Annotated in this window: 18 protein-coding genes; 3 read left to right on the plus strand and 15 right to left on the minus strand. The window is 65.3% G+C overall.

Annotated features, from left to right (window positions below; genetic code table 11):
• Nucleotides 1-19 precede the first annotated feature (19 nt).
• On the plus strand, nucleotides 20-1,540 hold the full coding sequence (locus tag ILT42_RS15290) for a calcium-binding protein (protein ID WP_204216484.1): 1,521 nt from the start codon (nucleotides 20-22) through the stop codon (nucleotides 1,538-1,540).
• Between the two features lie 84 nt (nucleotides 1,541-1,624).
• Complete coding sequence (locus ILT42_RS15295; protein WP_229428684.1) at nucleotides 1,625-2,134, plus strand: DUF305 domain-containing protein; 510 nt, start codon at nucleotides 1,625-1,627, stop codon at nucleotides 2,132-2,134.
• A 217-nt stretch (nucleotides 2,135-2,351) separates the two neighbouring features.
• On the opposite strand, the gene ILT42_RS15300 is transcribed toward ILT42_RS15295, so the two are convergent.
• From ILT42_RS15300 to ILT42_RS15370, 15 genes are all read right to left on the minus strand, one after another.
• A complete protein-coding gene (locus ILT42_RS15300) occupies nucleotides 2,352-4,292 on the minus strand; it encodes a DUF4396 domain-containing protein (protein ID WP_204216486.1) in 1,941 nt (646 codons plus the stop codon).
• Nucleotides 4,293-4,425: 133 nt separating this feature from the next.
• Nucleotides 4,426-5,214: a pyridoxine 5'-phosphate synthase gene (locus ILT42_RS15305; RefSeq protein ID WP_204216487.1), complete on the minus strand. Its 789-nt coding sequence runs from the start codon at nucleotides 5,212-5,214 to the stop codon at nucleotides 4,426-4,428.
• A 142-nt stretch (nucleotides 5,215-5,356) separates the two neighbouring features.
• On the minus strand, nucleotides 5,357-7,738 hold the full coding sequence (locus ILT42_RS15310) for a heavy metal translocating P-type ATPase (protein ID WP_204216488.1): 2,382 nt from the start codon (nucleotides 7,736-7,738) through the stop codon (nucleotides 5,357-5,359).
• Nucleotides 7,739-7,916: 178 nt separating this feature from the next.
• The gene (locus ILT42_RS15315) at nucleotides 7,917-8,354 is read right to left on the minus strand and encodes a YqaA family protein (protein WP_204216489.1); all 438 of its coding nucleotides are present in this window, start codon (nucleotides 8,352-8,354) and stop codon (nucleotides 7,917-7,919) included.
• Nucleotides 8,351-9,703: an adenylate/guanylate cyclase domain-containing protein gene (locus ILT42_RS15320; protein WP_204216490.1), complete on the minus strand. Its 1,353-nt coding sequence runs from the start codon at nucleotides 9,701-9,703 to the stop codon at nucleotides 8,351-8,353. Before ILT42_RS15320 ends, ILT42_RS15315 begins: the two co-directional genes overlap by 4 nt.
• Entirely contained in the window at nucleotides 9,697-10,242 is a 546-nt protein-coding gene (locus tag ILT42_RS15325; protein WP_204216491.1) for a hypothetical protein, read from the minus strand. The genes ILT42_RS15320 and ILT42_RS15325 overlap by 7 nt, the downstream gene beginning before the upstream one ends.
• A gap of 105 nt (nucleotides 10,243-10,347) precedes the next feature.
• Nucleotides 10,348-11,331: a copper-binding protein gene (locus ILT42_RS15330; protein ID WP_204216492.1), complete on the minus strand. Its 984-nt coding sequence runs from the start codon at nucleotides 11,329-11,331 to the stop codon at nucleotides 10,348-10,350.
• A gap of 79 nt (nucleotides 11,332-11,410) precedes the next feature.
• Nucleotides 11,411-11,701 carry a copper-binding protein gene (locus ILT42_RS15335; protein ID WP_204216493.1) on the minus strand — a complete coding sequence of 97 codons (291 nt, stop codon included), beginning with the start codon at nucleotides 11,699-11,701 and terminating at the stop codon, nucleotides 11,411-11,413.
• A gap of 41 nt (nucleotides 11,702-11,742) precedes the next feature.
• Nucleotides 11,743-12,234, minus strand: coding sequence for a cupredoxin domain-containing protein (locus ILT42_RS15340; protein ID WP_204216494.1), 492 nt, complete (start codon nucleotides 12,232-12,234; stop codon nucleotides 11,743-11,745).
• Between the two features lie 33 nt (nucleotides 12,235-12,267).
• Nucleotides 12,268-13,419 carry a multicopper oxidase family protein gene (locus tag ILT42_RS15345; RefSeq protein WP_407664584.1) on the minus strand — a complete coding sequence of 384 codons (1,152 nt, stop codon included), beginning with the start codon at nucleotides 13,417-13,419 and terminating at the stop codon, nucleotides 12,268-12,270.
• A 278-nt stretch (nucleotides 13,420-13,697) separates the two neighbouring features.
• Nucleotides 13,698-15,155: a TolC family protein gene (locus ILT42_RS15350; RefSeq protein ID WP_204216496.1), complete on the minus strand. Its 1,458-nt coding sequence runs from the start codon at nucleotides 15,153-15,155 to the stop codon at nucleotides 13,698-13,700.
• Between the two features lie 113 nt (nucleotides 15,156-15,268).
• Nucleotides 15,269-15,532, minus strand: a complete 264-nt coding sequence (locus ILT42_RS15355) for a hypothetical protein (protein ID WP_204216497.1) — start codon at nucleotides 15,530-15,532, stop codon at nucleotides 15,269-15,271.
• Nucleotides 15,533-15,566: 34 nt separating this feature from the next.
• A complete protein-coding gene (locus ILT42_RS15360; protein WP_204216498.1) occupies nucleotides 15,567-15,803 on the minus strand; it encodes a DUF6894 family protein in 237 nt (78 codons plus the stop codon).
• A 199-nt stretch (nucleotides 15,804-16,002) separates the two neighbouring features.
• On the minus strand, nucleotides 16,003-16,404 hold the full coding sequence (locus ILT42_RS15365; protein ID WP_204216499.1) for a hypothetical protein: 402 nt from the start codon (nucleotides 16,402-16,404) through the stop codon (nucleotides 16,003-16,005).
• A gap of 75 nt (nucleotides 16,405-16,479) precedes the next feature.
• Nucleotides 16,480-16,692, minus strand: a complete 213-nt coding sequence (locus tag ILT42_RS15370) for a heavy-metal-associated domain-containing protein (protein ID WP_204216500.1) — start codon at nucleotides 16,690-16,692, stop codon at nucleotides 16,480-16,482.
• 199 nt (nucleotides 16,693-16,891) lie between these two features.
• Here ILT42_RS15370 and ILT42_RS15375 point away from each other — a divergent pair, with 199 nt between their 5' ends.
• Nucleotides 16,892-17,170, plus strand: a complete 279-nt coding sequence (locus ILT42_RS15375; RefSeq protein ID WP_204216501.1) for a metal/formaldehyde-sensitive transcriptional repressor — start codon at nucleotides 16,892-16,894, stop codon at nucleotides 17,168-17,170.
• The last annotated feature ends 36 nt before the right edge of the window (nucleotides 17,171-17,206 follow it).

Raw genomic sequence — 17,206 nt, forward strand, 5'->3', positions numbered from 1 at the left:
GAAGTAATGGGACAAGCGAATGTCACAGCACAATCACAGCCTATACTCATGGCTCCCAAACGCATGGCCGGGCCATGGTGGCCGGGCCGGCGACGCCGTCGCCGACTTCTACCTCGGCCGCTTGGGGGGCCTGAGCTTCGACTTCGGCGCCGGCGAGCACCGTTATCAGGTCGCCATCGGCGGTTCCGATCCGGACACGCTCCGTGGCGATGCCGCCAGGGATTACCTGTGGGGCCGCGGCGGCGCCGATCAGGTGGCGGGCGGCAACGAGGATGACATCCTATACGGTGACGCAGGGCCCGATCTCCTCGTCGGCGACGCGGGTCGGGACAAGCTCGACGCCGGAGCGGATGCAGACCGGCTCTACGGTGGAGACCAGGCGGACAGCCTCATGGGTCATGAGGGGGACGACTTCCTCGACGAAGGGATCGGCCACGGCATGCTCGAAGGCGGGCCCGGCAACGATACCATGGTCGGCGGACAGGGCCCGGACGCCTTCGCAGTGGATCCTGAGAGCGGCAACGACGTCATCCGGGACTTCACGGCGGGCCCGGGCATGTTCGACCACCTCGCGCTTCGGGACCTGACCTGGGAGGACCTGACGATCACCGACACCGCAGGCGGGGCCCTTGTTAGCTGGGACGGCGGCTCGGTCCTGCTCGAAGGGGTCGCTCGGAGCCAGCTGGCGCAGGACGACTTCATGTTCGCCATGGAGCCCGACCTACCGCCCGGCACCCGCGCCCCGAGCGGCCCGACGGCTGAACGGGCAACTCCGAGCGAGCCGGGGCCGGACATCGGTTCGTCAACGACGACTGCCCGTCAGGAATCTTTCGACGTCTTTTCCGACTTCCTGCTGGGGCACCACCGCGACGTCGCCTTCGACTTCGACAAGTATCACGTCGAGGTTGGCGGTTCTAAGCGGGACACCTTCCATGGTGGTGAGGACTGGGACCACGTCTTTGGCCGCGGCGGCAATGATCGTCTCCACGGCGGCGATGGCGAGGACGTCCTGCAAGGCGACGGCGGCAACGATCACCTCTACGGCGATGAGGGCGCGGACCGACTCGACGGCGGGGCGGGCCGTGACCGGCTGCATGGCGGCGACCAAGCCGACGAACTGATGGGCGGCACGGGCAACGACTATCTCGATGCCGGCGCCGGCCACGACATGATCGAGGGCGAGGAGGGGAACGACACCATGGTCGGCGGCACCGGCGCCGATGCCTTCATCGTCTCTCCGACCAGCGGCAACGACGTCGTGCGCGACTTTGAGGCCACCGGTTTGGCCCAAGGAGCCTTCGACCACATCGCCCTGCGCGACATCCGGCCCGACCAGGTGACGGTCACCGACACAACCCGGGGGGCTCTCGTCAGCTGGAACACCGACGCCGACTCCGCGGCGGAGGGATCGGTGCTGCTGCAGGATGTTGCCAAAGCCGATCTGCGCCAGAGCGACTTCATGTTCATCGACGAGCCCGGCTTCGTCGACGGCATCAGCACCGTCGGGTCCTACTACATCCTCCCCGAGACCATCGTGTGACTTTCGACGGGTGAAGACCGTTCCCAAGGGTGGTCCTGCCGCCGCCCTTGTCCACTCCAACTCACGAACTGCAAGGAGATCGAAATGAAATCATTGACCCTTATCGCCGCCGGCATGCTGGCTCTGTCTGTCCCGGCTCTGGCCCAGCAGAACCAGCCGCAGCAACAGATGCAACATCCGTCCGGTGGCCAGATGGCCATGTCGACCGAAGGCCTGCCGGAGGAGTGCCGTACCGCGGTGCAGGCCGGTGGCCAGATGCAGAATATGCAGGGCATGGACATGTCAGGCATGATGCAGGGCATGCAGGGCATGATGGCAAACATGAACGACGCCCAGAAGGGCTACATGCAGGCCATGATGAAGATGCACGGCCCGATGATGGCCGCCCACATGATCAAGGACTCCGATGTCGCCTTCGTCTGCGGGATGATTGCTCACCACCAGGGCGCCATCGATATGGCCGACGTCGTCCTCAAGACCGGCGACAACGCCGAGGCCAAGAAGATGGCCGAGAAGACGAAGAAGGAGCAAGGCCAGGAAATCGCCGAGATGAAGGACTGGCTGCAGAAGAATGCCAAGAAGGAAGGAAACTGACGTAACAAAGCGCCCCGCCGATCAGGCGGGGCGTTACTCATCCCGGATAGGACCCGCCATCGTCGCGGCTAGGCTTGCGCCAGGCTTCGTCCTACCGGGACCTACGCCAAACGTTATCGTTTGTCCGGGAGATCATCAGCCGGGTGGGAACCGCTCCACCGGCATTACGTATCCATTCTAACGTAGCTGGACGAGAAGGTACGAACAGCCGCACGCGTCAATCCTCGACGTTGATGACCATCGTGAGGCCCCCTCCGCCCTGCGTTTCGACGTTGTTATTGGTGGTGTGATGCGGGATGTGACAGTGCACGAGCCACTTGCCTGGGCGCCGTGCCGTCCAGATCACGTCGTAGCGCTGGCCCGGCCCGACGTTCACGGTGTCGGCTAAGAATCGAGCACTCTCGGGCAGGGTCTCGCCGTCGCGCGCCACCACTTGGAACGGGCCGCCATGCACGTGCATGGGATGCACGAAATTGTTGTTCGTGCCGACGAAGCGAAGCTTGATCGTCTGGCCGACTTTCATCCGGACCGTATCGGTCAAGGGATAGGCCTTGCCGTTGATGGTGAAGTAATTCGGGAGGGCGCCTTCCATTAGCATGGCGGGATAAGTCAGCCACTCGCGCTTGAGCCATTCCTGAAGCTGTATCGTGTACTCGATATCCGCCTTCGGCTCGTCGCCGTCCTGCGGCGCGATGATCAAGGCGCCGTAAAGGCCGAGTGCCTGTTGGCGGTCGACGTGGCCGTGGGTGTGGTAGAAGTACGTGCCCGACTGCCCGACCGTGAACTCGTAGGTGTAGCGGCCGCCCGGCGGGACCGGCTCTTGCGTGATCTCTGCGGGGCCGTCCATCTCGTTCGGCAGGATTAGCCCGTGCCAGTGGACGGTCGTCGATTCGGGCAGGTTATTGCGGAACTCGATGCGCACCCGATCACCCTGAGTCAGGGCAAGACGCGGGCCAGGGAGCTGGCGGTTGTATGCGTAGGCCTCGACCGTGACGTTGCCGAGGATGTTCCAGCGGATCACTGATGCCTCGAGTTCGAAGACCTTGACCCCGTTTTCAAGGCGAGGCTCGAGCGTCTGGTCACCAATCGCATTCGCCGGGGCACGATAGGAGACATGGCGCGGGTGCACCGCAGCCATATCCCGCATGGCCGCGGCGGGCGTGTCGAAGTCCATGATCATGCCGGGGGGCATGATGAGGCCGCCGACGTCGCGCGCACTGAGACCAAGGTTCACAAAGAAGCCCGGCAGGACCATTCCGGCCGCGAGCATCAGCGTGGTCACCCCGGCAACCGCGGCGAGCTGTGGCAGGGTCGCGTCGCTCCTCATCCCATGATCGTCGCGCGAACCAGCTGTCCCGTCGCCCTCGGCTGTCGTCCTATGGCCGGCGTGGGCGGCGTGGACAGCCCCCGCCGAAAGGCTCGCAGGCTCGCTGTGCCCCGCATGGCCGTCGCTCAACGCGATAGCCCGGCCGAGGTCGAAGCGGGAGCCGGGCCTGCGCTCGGTCATGAGGCCATGTTTGAGCCCACGCCGCACCAGCCAGACGTTCCAGGGATAGGCTGTCGCGAACCCGATGATGACGCCGAGCGACATCACGCCCCAGAACACCAGCTCGGTCGGGTCCATCGCGCGCATGTCACGGCCCATCATCAGGAACGCCATGGCAGGCGCCATGCCCGCCATCATGGCATTCATGCTGATGAATTCCGGCCAGAAGCTCTTGCGGACGTTCTCCCAATAAGTGCCGCCCATCATCTGCTTCATGAAGAGCGACTGGAAGATGAAGAGGCCGAACGCGAAGCCGGCGACGTACTCGATGACGAGGTCGATCCCCATCGGCAGACCGAGCAGGGCCGTGACCGCAGCCGCGAGGATGATCCCGGTGGCGTCGCCGGCGACGCAGTGGATCGTCGAGCCGACACCCTGCTTCCACAAGGGAGAGGTGAACGTCTCGTGCTCGCCCGGCCGGGGCTCCTTGTCGGCGAGTACGTACAGAAGCAGCCCGATCGGGCCCATATAGAGCGTGACCAGGATGAAGCCCCACTTCATGACCGTAGGCTCCGGATTGTTCCGGAACTGGTCATAGGCGACGTAGGCAGTCGAGAGCCCCGCAAGTGCGAACCAGATGACGAGGGCGTAGTCGATGGGCTGAACGATCATGGCTGCCTCCAGGTCAGGCTTCAGGCCGGCGCTCCCCTGGCAAAAGATCCAGGTGCCCAGTTTCTTTGCAGCGGCGGGACATGGGGCTTGGCGATGACTGGGTCCACCTGTCCGAGGATTGTTCAAGCGGCCATCAGCCGGGGGCGGCCGGGCTGAATTCGCCGGTGTTGGAAACATCGGCGCTGCGTCGGGCGAGGGCAGCGGCGTAGCGGCGCACCGCCTCCTCGAAGCCGAGCATCAAAGCATCGGCGGTGAGCTCATGGCCGATCGAGGCCTCAGCCAAATCGGGCAGCGCGGTGACAAGCGGCGGCAGGTTGTGCAGATTAAGGTCATGTCCGACGTTGAGCGTTAGGCCGCGCTCCGCCGCGCGCTGCCCAGTCACCGCATAGGCCTCGAGGGCTTCCGTGTAGTTCCCGCGACGGAAGGCTTCCGCGTAAGACCCTGTATAGATTTCGACCCCGTCGGCTTGGATGTCGGCGACGCGCTCCGGGATCGACGGATCCGGATCGATAAAAAGGATGACCCGGCAGCCGATACCTTTGAGAGTTTGCAAGGCCGACTGGACCAGCGCTTTCTGCTGCGGATCAAGGTCCCAACCCTTATCGGACGTCAGCACGCCAGGCGCATCGGGCACCAAGGTGCATTGTTCCGGACGAACTTCCCGCACGATGTCGAGGAAGCGTTCGTCTGGATACCCCTCCAGGTTCAACTCAAAGCCGGGCCGCCAAGGCGCCATGAGGCGCGAAATCGCAGTGACATCAGTGCGACGGATATGGCGCTCGTCAGGACGCGGATGCAGGGTGATGCCCTGTGCGCCCGCGTCACGCGCCACACTCACGAATGGAAGGAGATCGGGCACCCCGGTCCTGCGGGAGTTTCGCAGCAGCGCGATCTTGTTCAAATTCACGCTCAGGCGGGCCATGGCTGCCATCCTCTTTCCCGGTCAGGGGCGATGAGACTTAACATGCAGTTCTCCGCGGTTCGAGTGGCTGTTGTGCGGGGGCGTGACTGGGAATTCAACAGAGGCCGGGCAAGCCCTGTGGTCGACTTGCCCGGTCCGATCATCATAGGCGGACGGTGCGCAGCCGTACCGCGTTTGCGATGACGCTTACCGAGGACAGAGCCATCGCAGCGGCGGCGATAATCGGCGAAAGAAGGATGCCGAAGATCGGGTAGAGCACGCCGGCCGCCACCGGCACGCCGAGGGCATTGTAGACGAAGGCGAAGAACAGGTTCTGGCGGATGTTGCGCATGGTGGCGCGAGACAGTCGCCGCGCCCGCACGATCCCGGTCAGGTCGCCTTTGAGCAGGGTTACGCCGGCGCTCTCCATCGCCACGTCGGTGCCGGTTCCCATGGCGATGCCCACGTCCGCCGCCGCCAGCGCCGGGGCGTCATTCACACCATCGCCTGCCATGGCCACGACCCGGCCCGCGCGCTTGAATTTGTCCACTACGGCGCTCTTCTGATCCGGCAGGACCTCTGCCTCGACCTCGTCGATCCCGAGCCGGCGGGCGACGGCCTTCGCGGTCGTCCAGTTGTCGCCAGTCAGCATCACGACCCGTACGCCCTCCGCCTTGAGGCCGGCCAGGGCCTCGGGCGTCGAGGCCTTCACCGGGTCGGCGATGGCGATGGCGCCCGCGACGCGCCCGTCAATGCCGGCGAAGATCGCTGTCGCGCCATCCTCCCGAAGCCTGTCGGCCTGCTCGGCGAGAGGGCTGACGTCAATGCCGTGTTCCGCCAGGAACTTGGCGCTGCCGAGCACGATGCGCCTGCCCTCCACCGTGCCCAGCGCACCCTTGCCGGTGGGCGAGTCGAAGTCCGAGACCGAGGCCGTCGCGATGCCTCGCTTATCGGCTGCCTCGACGATCGCCAGGGCGAGCGGGTGTTCGCTCGGGCGCTCGGCGCTGGCCGACAGGCGCAGGACCTCGGCCTCCGTAAAGCCCTGCGCCGGGACGATAGCCGTCACGGCGGGTCTGCCCTCGGTCAGGGTTCCGGTCTTGTCGACCACGAGCGTGTCGACCTTCTCCATGTGCTCCAGAGCTTCTGCATTCTTGATCAGCACGCCCGCCCCGGCACCACGGCCGACGCCCACCATGATCGACATCGGCGTGGCGAGACCGAGGGCACACGGACAGGCGATGATCAACACCGCCACGGCGGCCACGAGGCCGTAGGAGAACTGCGGTTCGGGCCCCCAGATCGCCCAGGCGATGAAGGCCAATACCGCGACGCCGATCACTGCCGGCACGAAGTAGCCGGAGACCTGGTCCGCCAGGCGCTGGATCGGAGCGCGGCTGCGCTGGGCCTCCGCCACGAGCTGCACGATTTGCGACAGCATCGTGTCGCGGCCAACCTTCTGGGCCTCGATGACGAGGCCGCCGGATTGGTTCATGGTGCCGCCGATCACCTTGGCGCCGACCTCCTTGGTCACGGGCATCGACTCGCCGGTCACCATCGACTCGTCGACCGCGCTGCGGCCCTCCAGGACCGCACCGTCCACCGGAACCTTCTCGCCCGGGCGCACCCGCAGACGGTCGCCCGCCTGCACGGAGTCGAGCTGGACTTCCTGTTCCGTGCCGTCAGGCAGGATCTTGCGGGCTGTCTTCGGGGCGAGGTCGAGCAGGGCGCGGATCGCTCCGCTCGTGGTCTCGCGCGCGCGGAGTTCGAGCACTTGCCCGAGCAGGACGAGCACCGTAATGACGGACGCCGCTTCAAAATAGACGGCGACGGCGCCGTCGTGACCCCGGAAGGCTGCCGGGAATATGTCAGGCGCAAGGGTCGCGACCATGCTGTAGACCCACGCCACGCCCGTACCCATGGCGATCAGGGTGAACATGTTCAGGTTGCGCGTGACGACTGACTGCCAACCGCGGACGAAGAACGGCCAGCCGGCCCAGAGCACAACCGGGGTCGCGAGCACCATCTGGACCCAGTTCGATGTCTGCTGGCCGATGTAGTGGCTCAAGCCTGTCAGGTGTCCGCCCATTTCCAACGCCACCACTGGAATGGACAGGACAAGGCCGATCCAGAACCGGCGGGTCATGTCGACGAGCTCTTGGCTCGGCCCTGTCTCAGCCGTCGCCAGTACGGGTTCGAGCGCCATGCCGCAGATCGGGCAGGAGCCAGGGCCCACTTGCCGGATCTGGGGATGCATCGGACAGGTGTAGATCGTGCCTTCTGGCACAGGTTCGGCTTTCCGGGCAGCCGCCGGCTCAGCATACTTTGCGGGTTCCGCCATGAACTTTGACTGGCAGCCGGCCGAGCAGAAGTAGTACGGCTTGCCTTCGTACTGGGCCCGGTGCGGGGTCGCATGCGGGTCGACCATCATCCCGCAGACCGGATCCTTCACCTTCCCGGCATCCGCCGCAGGCTCATGGTGGTGCCCGGCGTGGGCGCCGTGGTCGTGGTGGTGGCCGTGCTCTTTGCTGGTCGGGCTTTGGGTCATAGCGGTTCTCCGCGTGCGCCTCGATGGGGAACGGGAAGCCTGCAGCTTCCTACGATTGTAAGGTCAAGTGTCCCGGACAGGGTGCTTGCTCAGTGCCATGTCCCTCACCCTTTCATCTGGTGACGAAATAGACCAGGTGGAGCGTCATCGCCTTGACGTGACGCAATCAGTATCATCTTCAGAACCATCCAAACGTCATGGCCACCACGGCGAAGTACCGGGCTGCCTTGGCCACCGCCACGATGGCGATGAAGATTGGGAATGGCTCCCGCAGCACGCCGGCGACAATCGTGAGAGGGTCGCCGATGAAGGGTAGCCAGCTCAGCAGCAGCGACCAGCGCCCGTAACGGTGGTACCAAGCCTCGGCCCGCTTGACCGCCTCGCGCTTGACCGGAAACCACGGGCGATCTTCGAAATGGGCCAACAAGCGTCCCAGCAGCCAGTTCGCCGCCGAACCGAGGGTGTTGCCGACGCTCGCTATGAGCACGAGCAGCCACCACGTGTAGTGCTCGGACACCAGCAGCCCGAACAGCACGACCTCGGACTGGAACGGCAAGACCGTCGCGGACAGAAACGCTGCCGCGAACAGGCCGCCATACTCCAGGACGTGGTTCAAGGGGCGTTTCCTTTCGAGGCGTAGGGTGCGACCGGAAGGAAGCGGACCGACAGGATATCAGGCAGTTGCTCATCTCCGGGTTGCCTCTCCACCGGCCGAGTGTCGATCTGACAGCGGATCGAAGGTGGGAGGAGACGCAGGAACCGCTTCGACAAGACCACGCCGAGGCTCGCCTCCTTGGACCGTCGCTCCATTCGCGGCAGGGCGTTCATGGCCGGGCCGAGCACGGTGAACTCGGCCCGCCTTCCGTCATCAAACACGCCGGCGAGAACGAGGCCGCAATGGAGTGTCGTGATGGCGTGAACCCCGGATGGGGATTCCGCGTGGCTCTTCCAAGTGTCCAGCGGACGCAGGATCTCGCGGGCCGCCTCAAAGGCCTGAACGGCTTGCTGCTCCGGCGTCCCATGGAGGAAGACGGCGAGAACGCCGTCTCCTAAATATTTGTCGACGATACCGCTGTGGCGGGAGACGGCTTCGTGCACGAAGCGTCTGAACGCCATGAGATCACTGATGACTTGGTGACTTGGCCGACTTTGCACCAAGCCGGAGAAGCCGCGAATATCGACCAGCAACAAGCATGCATGGCGCTCGGCAATCTCGGCCGCTTCATCGCCCCTGATCACCTCGGTTGCAACGCCTTCAGGGAGGAACCGCGACAGCAGCATCCGGTCCCACTCCACGCGCAGGATGGTCGACCACGCCAGTCGCGTCCGGTGGACGGCATACAGGACAAAGCCTGCTGCCGTGGCGAATGAGATGAGGGCCAGCACCTGTCGGGAGCCCAGCGGGCTTGGGATGCCTGCTTCCGAGAGCGTCTCGGCATCGATAAGAAGCGCAAACGATGCGATCCAGCCCACGATGACGACAAGGGCGAAGGCTGCCAGAAGATCGCGGCGCAGCCGCAGCCCTGTTTGGATGAGGAGAAGAAAGGCCGGGAACAGGCTGACTGCATCCGTCGCGAGATGCAGATCGTGCGCATCGCGCGGCAGATGGTCCGCGATGACATAGACCGCCAGTCCCGCGTCGGTGACCGTGGCGGCCCACGGCAGCCATGATCGGCCGGCTCCGGCGTGTGATGCCAAAGCCAAAACGATCGTCGTGAGGCAATAGACCACCAGCACAACCCAGTGGCCCTCGCGGTGGCCGTGGCCGTATTCGAGGACCGCGGCCGCCCCGAGAATAGTCAGAACCAGGAGCCGGGGCACCAGGGCGCGACGGTCGAAGTCATTTTCCAACTGCTGCGGCAGTTCGTCGGACGGGCTCCAGACCGCGGCTGTTTGATCCACACCTGTTGCCAAGCCGCGCCCCTCCGGTGTGCACAGGTCGGGGCGGCGGGTAAGGCTCAGCATCCGGTGCCGTGGTCGGTTTTCTCGTGCGACTGGCTAGCGATCTTTGCAGCCCCCGGATCTATGGCTTTGGTGGAGCCGGTGGCCACTGGACCGACGTGAAGCGCCAGTGGGCTTTCATACGAGCCGAGAACCAGGCTTGCAGCGACCGTGCTGTCCGGTTTCAGATCGTGGGCGAGGGGGCCGACTTCGATCCAGATCTTCCCGCCATCAAGGTCCTCGGTGGCGCCTGGTCGAACCGAGAGGGCGCCGATCTCGCCGCTCTGTCCCTGCCCGAGGGCTCCCATGATCCGCGATGGCTCTCTGCCCGGCAGGCGAAGGCCGGTAACGAGCACACGGTCGCTTCCAGAGTTTTCGACCGTAAGCGTGACAACAGTGGTTTCGCCGGCACGCGCTGGGGTGGCGGCGACCTGCGTGACCGTGACGTCGCCAAAGATTGCGCCCTCGTCGTCGGCCTTGGCCGGGCACGGTTGCAGGACGGAATAGGCTGCAATTGTGGCTGCAGATACCCCAATGGCAACGAACCGTTTCAGCGAAAACATTGTGATTTCCTTGTTGTTCTTGGTGTCGCCAGCCGCCGCGGTGGACCCGAAGCACGGCGGCCGGCGACGGTCCGCCCGAGGTTGGGATCGGACGGAATCCGATGGCTAGCGTGCCTTTTTGATGCTGATGACGGAGATCTGACCGTTCACGCGGTCAGCTTGGAACTGAACCTTGTCGCCGGCCTTCATGCCCTTCAGAAGCGCAGGGTCCTGGGCCCGGAACACCATGGTCATGGCATCCATGTTGAGATTGGGAATAGCGCCATGGTCGAGCGTGATCTTGCCGGCGCCCGCATCCACCTTCTCGACCGTACCGGAGACGGTGGGAAGGTTCGCCGCCGCAGCTGGCTGAGCGGCTGACCCGGCTGGAGCCGACTGTGCCCTGCCGGTGTCGATCCTCACGACCGAGATCTGACCGTTCACGCGATCCGCCTGGAATCGGATCTTGTCCCCGGCCTTCACGCCCTGGAGGAGGCTCGGGTCCTGGGCGCGGAAGACCATCGTCATGGCATCCATGTTGAGGTTCGGGATCGGACCGTGGTCGAGCGTGATCTTGCCCGCACCGACGTCGACCTTCTCGACTGTGCCGGACACCGTCGGAAGCTGGCTTGCAGTGGTGGGTTGAGCAGCGGGTTGCACCGGAGCTGCCGCCTGAGCCTGCGGGGCAGGTGCCGACGCGCCCTTCTGGTCAAGCGGCCCAGAGGCGTGCGGCGGCTGGTCGAGCTTGGCACGGTAGTCCGCCTGGCGGTTGCGGACCTGCCACTCCTTGAGCTCGGAAATCTGCTTCTGCTGCTCGTCAAGGATCTTCTGAGCGACTTGGCGGAGATGCTCGTCCGCGCCGTGCTCCAGCTGCGTCCGGGCGAGGAAGATCAGATCCTCGTGGTGGGCGATGAGCAACGCGGCGAAATCCTTATCGGGATCACCGGCGAGCTTCATGTCCTTGAAGCGGTCGTCCATGACCTCACGGACGCGCTCATAGGCGGCCGACGCCCCTTTGGCGGGCTGCGCTTGGGCTAGCTGATGGGGGCCGATGGCAACGACGGCCAGCAGAGCCCCGACGGCCGTAAGGGTGGCGGTCATGCGTTTCATGGCTGTTTCTCCTAAAGCGGAAGAGCCGCCCCGCGGCCCGAGGTGTAGCGGACACCCAGGCCGTGGGGCGGTTCGGGCCTCACTTGCCCTTTGTGATTGAAGTGACGGAGATCTGGCCGTTCACGCGGTCGGCGGTGAACTGGACCTTGTCGCCGGCCTTCACGTTCTTGAGCAGGGCCGGATCCTGGGCCCGGAACACCATGGACATGGCATCCATGTTGAGGTTCGGGATCGGACCATGGTCAATGGTGATCTTGCTTTGGGCGGTGTCAACCTTCTCGACTGTGCCGGACACGGTCGGCAGGCTCTGCGCAAGGGCGGCTCCTGAGAGGCTCAGGGCCACAATCAAGCTGATGGCGATACGCTTCATAAGAAACTCCTGTTTCGGATGGTGGCGAGGAGATTGGGTCGTTACTTGACGACGACGGTGCCCTTCATCCCGGATTCGTAGTGTCCCGGGATCAGGCAGGCGAACTCGAAGGTGCCGGCCTTGGTGAAGCGCCAGACGATCTCGTTGGAGCCCTTGGGTGCGAGCCGCTTCCCGTTCGGGTCGTCATGCTCCATGTCCGGGTTCTGCTCCATGGCGACCTTGTGCTTGGCGTTGTTCTGGACGCTGTCGAGCATGAACTCGTGGTCGACCTGGCCGGCGTTCTTGAGCACGAACTTCACCTGCTCGCCGCGCTTGATCTCGACCTTGTTGGGCTCGAACAGCATCTTCGCGTCGTCGGTCTCCTTCATGGTGACCTCGATGGTGCGGACAACCGGCTTGCTCGGGTCGCCCGGCTCCCCAGCCGCGAACGACTTGTGGCTGTGGCCGGCCTCGCCGGGACCGGCGAAGGCCAGCGTGGTCGAGAGGGCAAGCGCTCCAAGCGCGCCTGCGAGGGTGGAAAGACGAACAGTCATTGATTGCTCCTTGTGCAATGGTTCTGGTCGGGATCAGTGGTTTCCGTGGCCGCCGGCCGTACGGACCGGGCGCTTGCGCGGGTCGATGGCGCGGAACTCCGTCGCCTTCACGCCGCTGTCTGGCGAGGTCGCGCGAGCGGGCTCGGCGAGCTGCTCGCCTTTCCACTCGTACGCGACGGTGCCCTCCGGGTGCTTGTACCAACCCGGATCCTTGTAATCGTCGGCCGCCAGGCCAGGGCGGACCTTCACGACCGAGAACATGCCGCCCATCTCGACAGGCCCGAACTGGGCGTAGCCCGTCATCATCGGCAGAGTGTTCTCGGGCAGCGGCATTTCCATCGAGCCCATCTCGCCCATGCCGGTGCCGCCCATCGGCATGTAGCCGGGCGCGATCCTCTTCAGGGCGGGCGCCGTCTTGTTCATGTTCACGCCGATATAGGTTCGATTGTCATGGCCCATGGCGTTCATGGTGTGGTGGCTCTTGTGGCAGTGGATCGCCCAGTCACCGGGTGCGTCGGCCACGAACTCGAAGGCCCGCATCTGTCCGACCGCCACGTCGATCGATACCTCCGGCCACGCCGCTCCTTCCGGCACCCAGCCGCCGTCCGTGCCGGTGACCTTGAAGTCGTAACCGTGCATGTGGATCGGGTGGTTGGTCATGGTCAGGTTGCCGAACCGGATCCGCACCTTGTCGCCCTGACGCACCACGAGCGGGTCGATGCCGGGGAACACGCGGGTGTTCCAGCACCAGAGATTGAAGTCCGTCATCTCGTTGACGCGGGGCACGTACGAGCCGGCCTCGATGTCGAAGGCGTTGAGCAGGAACACGAAGTCGCGGTCGACGCGGCGCTCGGCCGGGTCGCGCGGGTGCACGACGAAGAAGCCCATCATGCCCATCGCCATCTGTACCATCTCGTCCGAGTGCGGGTGGTACATGAAGGTGCCGGACTTCTGACAGATGAACTCATAGACGAACGTCTTGCCCGGCGGGATGTGCGGCTGGGTGAGGCCGCCGACGCCATCCATGCCGTTGGGCAGGAGCTGGCCGTGCCAGTGCACCGCCGTGTTCTCCGGCAGCTTGTTGGTGACGAAGATGCGCACCTTGTCGCCCTGGACCGCCTCGATGGTCGGCCCCGGCGACTGGCCGTTGTAGCCCCACAGGTGGGCCTTCATGCCGGGCGCCATCTCGCGCACGACGGGCTCGGCGACGAGATGGAACTCCTTCCAATCGCCGTTCTGCCGCCAGGGCAGGGTCCAGCCGTTAAGGGTGACCACGGGCTGGTAGTCCGGTCCGCTCTTGGGATAGAGCGGCGGCTGCATCGTGGCCTCGGTCATGGTGGGCGCCTCGGGCAGGCTCGCGGCCTGCGTGCGCCCGCTGATCATGGTGGCTCCGGCGAGGGCCAATCCCCCGGCGCCGAGAAAGCCTCTTCGCGATACGGTCATTGGTTGTCTCCTCAAGTGTTTCAGTGCCCGCCGCCAGCGGCGGCTTCCCCGCCGGCCGCGGCCGTGGTGGTCTCGCCGCCGCTTGCGCCACCACCAGCCAAACCGCCGACGAGGGCGGCCTTGAGGTCGGTGGACGCAATCCAGAAGTCGCGGCGGGCGTTGATGGCGTCGACGTTGGACAGGATGCGGGTGCGGGCGTCGATGATGAGCTGGCTCACGTCGACGAGCATGCCGCTGTACTGGAGCAGGGCCTCGTCCTGGATCCGCTTCTGGAGCGGTAGGACACGGCTTTGGTAGTGGCGGGCGAGGTCGTGCTTGCCGCGGTAGACGACATAGGCCTCGCGGGCCTCGGACCGGACGTTGACCGCCCGCTCGGCCAACCGGTTTGCGGCCGCCATATAGGCCTCCTGAGCGCCCCGGCGGGTCGTCTCGCCGAAGTCGAAGATTGGGATCGTGAATGCGGCCTCGATGCCGCGGGTCCGGCCCTTCTCCTTCTCGATCTCGACCTCACCCTCCTCGGTAATGATCTTGTTCTTGCCGAAGCTCGATCCCTCGACCAGCTCGATGTCGCTGACGACGCTGTTGACGACGTCGAGGCTGTACTGTCCTGCGACGGCGTTCAGATCGTTGCGCAGGGCCTGCAGGTCCACGCGCCGGGACAGGGCCTCGCTCTCGACGTCCTTCTGGCTCGCCAGCCGGGATGGCAGTGGCGGCAGGCTGCCAGGCAGGCTGAAGTTGATGTCGCGGCCCCACAGGCCCAGCTGACGGATGAGGCGCTCGCGCTCGACCTTCTGGTCGATGCGGGCCTGGGCAAGCTGTGCCCCGATCTCCTGGTAGAACGCATGCTCGCGGGCCTGCTCCAGCTTGTTGAGGGCGCCGGTCTCACCAAGCTGCTTGGCCAGCTCGGACGCCGTCTCCGCCGTGGCGAGCGCCTGCTGCATGAAGGCGACCCGCTGGTTCGCAGCGATCGCCCTGTAATACTGCCGACGCGCCTCCGCCCCGAGGGCCAGCACGGCTTCGGCCGTCCGGAACTGGGCGGCGCGGAACTGCTGCTGGGCGACGGCCGAACGCTGCGGCAGGGTCGCCAGCTCGTACAGGCCGATCAGAAGCTGCCGCTCAATCTCGAAAGACGAACCTCCGAGGAGACCGCTTCGCCCTAGGACGACCCGCGGCGAGGGGGGCAGGCTGGCCTGCACGTAGCTGGCCTCGGACACGCCGAGGTCGTTGAAGGCCGCCTGCAGGCCCCTGTTCTTCAGGAACGCGATCTGGACGGCCGCGTCCGGCGTGAGCGGGCGCCGCAGAAGCGCCTCGACCTGCTGCTGGGCCCCTACCGCCTCCGCCTCGTTCGTGATCTTGCCGACATCCTTGTTGAGCTCGGTGTAGGCCACGTTCTGCGCCACCGAAAGGCCGCCATCCTGGGAGAACGAGACGCATCCTCCCAGGAGAAGGGTGATGGCGACGCCCCCGAGCAGTCTCAACCGATGCTTGGATGCCCCTTTGCAGTCTTGTCTATTCATTGTGCTGCCTTCCGTGCGCGTGCTTTGCCGCGCCGCCCCCTGGCGGCTTGTGTGTTGTTGCCGTGGTCCACTTGTCACCGTCCCCGCCGGGCGGCGTCGTCGGAATCGCCTCGTTCGGGATCGGTCCCGGCCCCGGGCGCGACCCGCCGGTTGAGCTCGCGCCAGTCGCCAGGCTCGACGACGTCGTAGTTGCGGATGCCCGCTGTCACGGCGGTGTAGCGCGGGCTTTGGAGGCCGACCGCGGGATCGGCGGGAGCCGCCAGGTAAGCGGGGGGAGTGCCGGGCATGCAGGCGCCCAGTCCCAGCGCCAAGGCAGAGAGGCTTAGAAGTTTGATCATGGTGTCCGTCCTTGCGGGAGGATGCGGGGCGGGCTCATCGGGATTGCGGGTTGACGACCACGGCGAAGGGCACGGTCAGCACTGTCCGGCCAGCCTCATCGACAACCTCGACCGCTAAGCCGGGATTGGCACGGGGCCAGTCCTCGCAGAAGTCGCGGGCGACCTGCAGGGCCTCGGCACGGGCGTCCTCAAGATCGAACAGGTCCTCGCCATCAGGATCCGTGTCCTCAAAGGCGTCGCCATTGCGGATGTGGAAATAGAAACGGGGCATGGGTCGCTGTCCGTTTTGGACGGACCGTCGCCGCGGCAGGCGCAAAACCGGCGGAACGAGGAGGGACGCGGAGTCCCGGCATTCAGACGGATTTCGGGCTTGGTTGGCGGAGAGGCGGTTTCCGTAATGAGCGGGTTAGGCGGAACCGCTCAGGCGAGCGGGCGCGCCGGTTCGTGCGGGCCAAAGGCCCGCGCGTGGCTCAGACGGTTCGCGGCGGACGGTCGAGGCCGCCCACGGTGATGCCCGCGATCTGCTCGTCGCCAGGCATCGCGGGGGGAGTTTGGGAGGTGGTCGGGGAGTGGACGTCGGGAGCGACGCCGGCTTGGAAGGCGTGGCAGGTGCCCATGCTGCAGCAAACAGGGCCGGAGCAATCCTGGGAGCCCTCATCGTGGTCGGCCGACGCATCCAGAGTGGCGTCGAGAGACGACGCCAGCTCGTCGGCGTGCTCGTGGTCTCCGTCGACGCCGCCATGCTCGTGCGCGACGCCGACCATGGCGGCGTGCTGATGCCCAGCCGACGCGGCCGCCTGCGGCACGGAGATCGGGAAGATCGCCATGGTGAAGGCAAGCAGAGCAACGATGATGGTGCCCATCAGCCGCAAAGGGAAAACGCTCCAGTTGGTCAGAATCGGATATGTGTCACGAACGGCGGGATTCGACAAGGTGGTGCGGCTATCTCATCCGAGGGGCAAGAGCACCGGCTCGGCCCGGTAGCCGGCCCCGCGGAGGGCCAGCAGGAGGGCGGATTCGAACCGGCGGGAGACGACGCTGATCGTGCGGGCCCGGAGGTTCGCCTCAATGCGGATGGCTTGGTCGATATCCTGCAAGGCGCGGACCACGAAGCCCAGACAGCCGCCGCACATCAGATCGGGGAGGTGGAAGAGATGCATGGCAGGGGCCTCGATTCGCTGAGATCCCAGCCTGTGTGGACCTTGTCACGGTGGCAAGGTCAAGCTGCAAGTCGTCTCCAGCATCCCAAGCGCAGAACACCACCGGCCTGACTTTTCAGCAGGATCATTCCAGGGGTAGCCATACGGCGTGCAAGGTAATATACCCCCCTACCTTATCTGAGCGGACGGAGATGTGGCCATGTCCCACACCACCAAAGACAAGGCGAAACTTTTAGCGCGGGTGCGCCGGATCCGGGGACAAGTCGAGGCAGTCGAGCGCGCCCTCGAAGCGGAGATCGGCTGCACTGACGTGCTGATGCTCGTCGCCTCGGTGCGCGGCGCGGTCAACGGTCTCACTGCGGAGCTGATGGAGGATCACATCCGCCATCACGTGGTCGACCCGGCCCGTGAGCCGGATGCCGACCGCGCCCGCGGTGCCCAAGAGCTGATCGACGTGGTCCGCACCTATCTGAAGTGAGTCGCCGCTCCCCCGCAGACAAACCCACAGGTGAAC

The sequence above is a fragment of the Microvirga pudoricolor genome (assembly GCF_016892705.1).
GTDB classification, from domain to species: Bacteria; Pseudomonadota; Alphaproteobacteria; order Rhizobiales; family Beijerinckiaceae; genus Microvirga; species Microvirga pudoricolor.